At 38.1% G+C, this 7,352-nt stretch carries 4 protein-coding genes; all 4 read left to right on the plus strand.

All coding sequences use genetic code 11. The annotated features are described in order from the left end of the window. The first annotated feature begins 24 nt into the window (after positions 1–24). The 4 genes from rplQ (at position 25) to porV (ending at position 7,029) form a co-directional block, all read left to right on the plus strand. Entirely contained in the window at positions 25–492 is a 468-nt protein-coding gene (rplQ, locus tag ABD985_RS17225) for a 50S ribosomal protein L17 (RefSeq protein ID WP_345373911.1), read from the plus strand. A gap of 251 nt (positions 493–743) precedes the next feature. Beyond that, positions 744–1,841, plus strand: a complete 1,098-nt coding sequence (gene carA, locus ABD985_RS17230; RefSeq protein WP_345373913.1) for a glutamine-hydrolyzing carbamoyl-phosphate synthase small subunit — start codon at positions 744–746, stop codon at positions 1,839–1,841. Between the two features lie 357 nt (positions 1,842–2,198). Next, the gene (gene porU / locus ABD985_RS17235; RefSeq protein ID WP_345373915.1) at positions 2,199–5,624 is read left to right on the plus strand and encodes a type IX secretion system sortase PorU; all 3,426 of its coding nucleotides are present in this window, start codon (positions 2,199–2,201) and stop codon (positions 5,622–5,624) included. Positions 5,625–5,808: 184 nt separating this feature from the next. After that, positions 5,809–7,029: a type IX secretion system outer membrane channel protein PorV gene (porV, locus tag ABD985_RS17240; protein ID WP_345373917.1), complete on the plus strand. Its 1,221-nt coding sequence runs from the start codon at positions 5,809–5,811 to the stop codon at positions 7,027–7,029. The last annotated feature ends 323 nt before the right edge of the window (positions 7,030–7,352 follow it).

The following is a 7,352-nucleotide window of genomic DNA, read 5'->3' on the forward strand; positions in this document are numbered from 1 at the left end:
GGCTATCGTTAATAAGAATCTACGATGAGACACGGAAAAAAATTCAACCACCTAGGTAGAAAAACTGCTCACAGAAAAGCAATGCTTACAAACATGGCTAATTCTTTGATTGAGCACAAAAGAATCAACACTACTGTAGCGAAAGCAAAAGCACTTCGTCAGTTTGTTGAGCCTTTGATCACTAAAGCAAAGGATGATAGCCAGCACTCTAGAAGAGTTGTTTTCTCTTACTTGCAAAACAAGCAAGCAATCGATGAGTTGTTTGGAACAGTTGCTGACAAAGTAGCTGACAGACCAGGTGGATATACTCGTATTATCAAGACTGGTAGACGTTTGGGTGATGGTGCTGAAATGGCAATGATCGAGTTGGTTGATTTCAACGAAATCTATAGCCCTAAAGGTACTACTGCTACTAAATCGAAGAGAAGAAGAAGAAAGAAAGCTTCTGACGCTGCCGATGCTAGCACTGAGTCTAACGAATCAGCTGAGTAATTCTTATGCGAGTCGTTATTGAAAATATAAAGAAAGGGAATCAGTCGTTATGACTGTTTCCCTTTTTTTATGAGCTAAAAATGTACTGAGTTGAACAAACATTGGTACTTTAGCTGTTTTATGATGTGAAAATACTGATATTCAGTGAATTTCTATTAGTTGACGATTATTATCCCTTATTTCTTTAACAATTTTATCGTAATATTTTTACCTTTGCGCAATTTTAAGGTAATAAAAAGTCTGTAGTATACATGGAGAAAAAAACAGCAATCTTGATGCTCGAAGACGGCACGACCTTTCATGGAACAGCCGTAGGTAAAATAGGAACCTCAGCAGGTGAAATCTGCTTTAACACGGGTATGACTGGTTATCAGGAAATCTATACTGATCCTTCTTATTATGGACAAATCATTGTCAATACAACTTCACATATCGGAAATTACGGTACAGTGAAAACGGAAGATGAATCATCAGAGGTACAGATTAGAGGACTGGTCGTTAAAAACTTCTCAAATGTTCATTCGAGAGTTACTTCTGAAGGATCGTTGCAAGAATATTTGGAGCGAGCTGGAATCGTAGGTATTGCTGATATCGATACACGTAAATTGGTACGTCATATTCGTCAAAAGGGAGCAATGAATGCCATTATCTCTTCTGATTCTACGGATTTGGAGCAAATTAAAGAAAAGCTTGAAGCGACCCCAAGTATGGAAGGTTTAGAGCTTTCTTCATTGGTAAGTACCAAAGAAAGATACTTCGAGGGGGATCCTCATGCCCCATTGAAAGTGGCTGTATTGGATATTGGTATCAAGAAGTCCATTTTGAGTAACCTGACAGAAAGAGGTATTTACTGTAAAGTATTCCCTGCAAAAACACCATTTGAAAAAATGAAGCAATGGAATCCTGACGGTTACTTTATTTCTAATGGTCCTGGAGATCCTGGCGTAATGGATTATGCTGTAGAGACTGTTAAAGAGATTCTGAACGAAGAAAAACCGCTGTTTGGTATCTGTCTTGGACATCAGCTATTGGCTAGAGCTGCAGGAATCAGCACATATAAGATGCACCATGGTCACAGAGGGTTGAATCATCCAGTGAAAAACCTTGAAACAGGCTTAAGTGAAATTACTTCTCAAAACCATGGGTTCTCTGTTAGCAGAGAAGATATTGAGAACAGTGATCACGTCGTGATTACACACGTTAACTTGAATGATAATACAGTAGAAGGAATTCGTTTGAAAGACAAGCAAGCATTCTCGGTACAGCACCACCCAGAAGCTTCACCTGGTCCTCACGATTCTAGATACTTGTTTGATAAATTTGCGGAGATGTTGAACAACAACGCATAGTTTTATTGAAAAAAGTTTTTTGATGAGTCACTCTAAATGAATATTTGGGGTGACTCATATTTTTTTATCGAATGATGATGGAAGTTTATAATGCTACAAATTAGTAGAATGACTTTCTGTAGACCTAACGTTATCATATCAAAATACTATAAAAGATCTCGGATATTGTGAAAAGTGGGGTATTTTTTGAATCATAGCTGGGAACCTTCGTTTTTTGTTTTATGATTATTGTAAATTTATGATAATCAACCAGGTCTTAATTTTTTTAAGAGAGGAATACTCAAAGAACCTTCTCTAGGAATCTCTGGGACATTTGCTTAATTATAGAATACACAGACTACCACTATACCATTTATCATGATAAAATACATTTATCACCTTTTACTTTTATTGATCCTGCAGGGAGGAGGGGTATTAACTTATGCCCAAGGCGTTTTAGCTGATGGAACATTGTTGAAACTGGAGATAAAAGAACATGGAGTATATAAGATAGATGCTTCTTTGTTGAAAGCTGAAGGGATCCAATGGCAAGATCTGTCTGAAAATCAGATTCGACTATATGGGGTGAGTTCTTCAGGGATGCTTCCACAGCCGAACTCAGAGCTTATAGCGCAACTGGTAGAAATACCATTAAAGTTTTCAGGAGCAAAAGGAGCATCTTTAACAGATCAGGACTATTTTTTATTTTATGGGGAGGGACCGTCGAAAGTTTATTTTGATACCTTAAAAGCTCTTTGGAGAGAAGAGACCCATCTTTATGATATTGCTAATTTCTACTTTCTAAAAGTATTACCTTCTTCGGGTACTGAAGCGAAACGTATTACTAACAATAGTAGCGCTACGGATCAGGGTACAATAAAAAGTTTGACACATTACGTGAGGATGGTCCATCACGAAAATGAGCAGCGGAAGCTTTTATCCAACCCTTCAGGCAGGTATTGGTATGGAGAACGAATTTCAGGGCAATTGACATTAAATTTTCCGGCAACGTCTAAAGAGATTAATGGAAGTGTTAAAGGGCTCTTTTCCATAGCAGCAAAATCAAAACAATTATCAACGGTTGATATTACATTAGGTCAATCAATACCATTCGGGAAAGTGGAAATTGCTGGAGCTCCAAGTTACAATTCATATAAATATGGAAGGCAAGGAAACATTTCAGAGGTATTACTAGATGCTGAAGAAATCCTTATTGATGAGGATCTTGCTTTGGAACTTACCTTGCAGACTTCTGATACAGAAGGACAAGCATATTTAGATTTTGTGACACTCAATTATCATCAACCTCTTATATTTTCAGGAGAAACATCTTTTTATCATTTTATAGATTTACAAGAATCACAAGAGTATCAATTCTCCTTGCAGGAGGTGGAGTCAATCGATGAGTTGTGGAATGTGACAGATCCGCTAGCCGCCAAAGTACTAGCCAAAAACTTAGCAGGTGAATATGCGACTCAGTTTGCGCAGTCGGCCGTTAGGTTGATTGCTTTTCAGAGGGAGAATGTCAGATTACCCACCCTTATTGGGCGTATTGAAAATCAGGATCTAGAACAGATCGCTACACCTGATTTACTGATCGTTACTCATTCGGATTTTGTCGCAGCAGCACAACATTTAGCAGACTTTAGGAGGGACGAAGATGGCCTTCTTGTTGAAGTTGTAGAGGTTGACAAGATATACAACTTGTATTCAGGAGGAAAGCAGGACCCTGTAGCTATAAGAAATTATGTAAGAAGGAAGTATTTACATTCCAATAAGCTAAAGTACTTATTATTGGTAGGAGATGCTTCTTTCGATTATCGAGGGTTCCAGTATCCTTCTTCTAGTTGGGTACCTATTTATGAATCAAGAGATGGACTGTCACCGACTAAGACATTTTCTTCTGATGATTTTTTTGCTTTTATGGATGAAGACGAAGGGGTTTGGCTAGAAGATTTTGAAACGACCATTTCTGATGAATACGATATGGAAATTGGAGTAGGAAGATTACCCGTTACGACCCTTGAACAAGCCCAAACGGCTGTACAGAAGATTATTGATTATCAATTGACGCCTACTACTGCTGGTAAATGGAGAAGTCAAATCACGTTTGTAGCAGATGATGGTGATGGAAATATTCATCAAGAGCAGGCAAATAGTTTAGCTACTTATATAGACGATGAGTTGTCCACATTTTCTCCTTACAGAATATTTCTAGATAATTATGAAGAAGTGTCGACAGCCAATGGAGCGGTTTCTGATGATTGTAATCAAGTGCTTTTAGAAGCTATCAGACAAGGTTCTTTGATAGTGAACTATAGTGGGCATGGATCAACGGCTGTATGGGCTGATGAAAGAATCTTGCGCTATAATGATGTCTTAGACTTAAACAATAAGAATAGGTTACCTCTATTCGTAACGGCCACTTGTGAGTTTGGTCGATACGATCATCCTGTGATAACTTCAGCAGCGGAGGAATTGCTATTAAACCCTAAAGGAGGTGGAGTAGCATTATTGACGACCACTAGACCGGTAACCTCACACACGAACTTTAAACTGAATAAAGCCTTTTATGATGTTTTGCAAACATTATATCGTAGAGGAGAGAAGGTGCGTTTGGGAGACTTATGTCGATTGACGAAGAATAATAGCTTGGCAGGTGTATCTAATCGTAATTTTGCTTTGCTAGGAGATCCTTCTATGGCATTGGGAATGCCTCCAAATAATATCCGATTGCAATCGGTAAATCAATCGTTAGCAACTTCAGTAGATACTTTAAGGGCTTTACAAGAAGTAATGTTAACGGGAGAAGTTGTAGAAGGAATAGACCGAAGGGATACAACCTTTAATGGAACGGTTGAAGTAACTTTATATGGACAGAAGGAGAAAAAGCAGACGTTGGGTAATGAGGGAGAAGAAAGTGTTTTTTCATATGAGGCCCAGGAAGGGATAGTTTTCAGAGGAAAAGCATCCGTAAAACAAGGACAGTTTACTTCCCGTTTTATTATTCCTAAAGATATCGATTACACAATAGCTCCTGCAAAACTTAGTTTTTACGCTTTTGATAGTTTACATAGAGATGTTGCCGGTGCGCATAATCAACTACTCCTTGGGGGAAGTGCGGATCCTTCATTGGTGAACGAGGATACCGAAGGACCCATTATCAATGCCCTGATAAACGATGTTCCCTATGTAGAAGGCGTTACGATAGGACAGAGTGCATTATTATCCTTGGAACTACAAGATGCTTCTGGGATTAATGTTTCCACTTATTCATTGGGACATGAAATATGGTTAGAGATTGATGGAGTGGGGGAGTTTGACCTTACACCTTACTATAGTACTGACCCTGATACTTATCAAACGGGAAGGTTAAGTTTTCCTCTAAATGAGTTACCTGAAGGGGAGCATGAGTTAATTGTAACAGCATGGGATACTCACAACAATTACAGTGAGACTTCTTTAAAGATTAATGTAGCATACTCTGAAAGCCTAGTCTTGCGTGATGTTAGGCTTTATCCGAACCCTATTATACAGGGACAGGATATCAATGTTCGTTTTGAACATGATTATGAGGGAGAGGCCATGGAAGTTGATTTGATGGTTTACAGTATGGAAGGTACGTTAGTTTATCAGGATTCTGAGTTGATTCCATGGACAGAACGAGAACAAGTATTAAGTTGGAAAGGAGAAAAGGCCTTTTCTTCTTACCTACGAAAGGGTATCTACATTTGTAAAATAAAAGTTCGAAATAAAGGTCGTAATTTACAAGGAGAATATTATCTAAAAATGATACTTAACTGAGTGAAAACGTTGAAGTCAGATTGTAATAGGTGAGAATAATATACTTATTGGGTGATTCGTTTTCATTATTAAAAGGATATATTAATATTGTAAATTTGGATCGAATAATAATACTAAAGGATTGCCTATAGATCAGAACCTTTACGCTTAATATTTAGCTACTTATTGAATTTTAATGATTAAAATGAATATGATGAGAAATGGTTTTATAGCAACAGCATTGTTTCTGTTGAGCGCTATTACAGCCTTTGGACAAGGAACTTCTTCAGGATCAGGATCTGTATTAGGGCAGGAGCAAGATGGCAATCCGATTATTACCGCAGTACCTTTTTTAACGATTGCTCCAGATGCTAGAAGTTCTGGTATGGGAGATGTAGGGGCGGCAACTTCCCCTGATGCCAATTCAGTCTACTGGAATGCTTCCAAGTTGCCTTTTGCAAAGGATAAATACGGAGTATCTTTGGCTGTAAATCCTTGGTTACACAAGGTCGTTGATGATATGTTTATCAGTTATTTATCAGGTTATTATAAAATCAATGATCGACAAGTGATTAGTGGTAGTATGCGTTACTTTGAGTTGGGTAGCATTGATTTTACGAATGAGTTCGCACAAGTGACCAGAACATTTGATCCAAGAGAATTCTCGTTTGATGCAAACTTCTCCATGTTACTGTCAGAACGATTCAGTATGGGACTTGGTGCTCGTTATATTTACTCTAACTTGGCGGGATCAGTCAACTCGAGTTCTAATGGTTTAGATAGCCGTCCGGGACATTCTGTGGCTTTTGACTTAAATGCGTATTGGCAAAACCCTGACCTGGAAATTGCAGGGTATAAAACATTATGGGCATTAGGAGCAAATGTATCTAACGTTGGTTTGAAAATGAGTTACAGTACGAACTCTCAAGAAGATTTTATCCCATCAAACCTTCGTTTAGGATCAGCGTTGACAGCAGAACTGGATCCTTATAACAAGTTGACTTGGGCTTTTGATGTGAATAAGTTGTTAGTACCAACACCTGAGTATGACGAAAATGGTGTCAATGTGAATGCTGATAAGGCATTATTCTCTGGTATCTTTGGTTCATTTGCAGATGCTCCTGGTGGATTCTCAGAAGAGATGAAGGAGTTTATGATCAGTACAGGTTTGGAGTATTGGTATAATGAAATGTTCGCTGCTCGTTTTGGCTATTTTTATGAAAGCCCTCAGAAAGGCGATCGTCAATACTTTACATTGGGGGTAGGAATTCGTTACCAGATGTTTGGGTTTGATTTTTCTTACCTGATTGCGAACAAGAGAAACCACCCATTAGAAGATACTCTTCGATTCACAATTATGTTAAATATGGCGGGTAAGCAGCAAAAGTCTTCACAAGGACCAGGTTCTTTGGGGAATGATATATAATTGCTAATAATTTATTATTTTCTAGAGTGGGCAGATGTACTGACATTTGTCCACTCTTTTTCTTTGACGAATATTTTCAATAACTACTTAGTGGTCTAACGCTAAGTTTTCTGATAAAAATAGAGGAACTCCTTTCAGGTGGATAAAGGATGAATAATCACCCCTGAGGGTTTATATTCCTCCCTCCTTAAACCATTTGGACGTAGCTCCTTATAAGTTAACTTAACCATCAGTCCAATAAATAGGTTAGGATCAATCAAGGCTTTGTTGCAACGATATGAAAAAGGCATGAAAAAGTGGTAAGTTTAAGTGCGAACCAAAAC

The organism is Algivirga pacifica, assembly GCF_039543525.1.
Classification (GTDB): domain Bacteria; phylum Bacteroidota; class Bacteroidia; order Cytophagales; family Flammeovirgaceae; genus Algivirga; species Algivirga pacifica.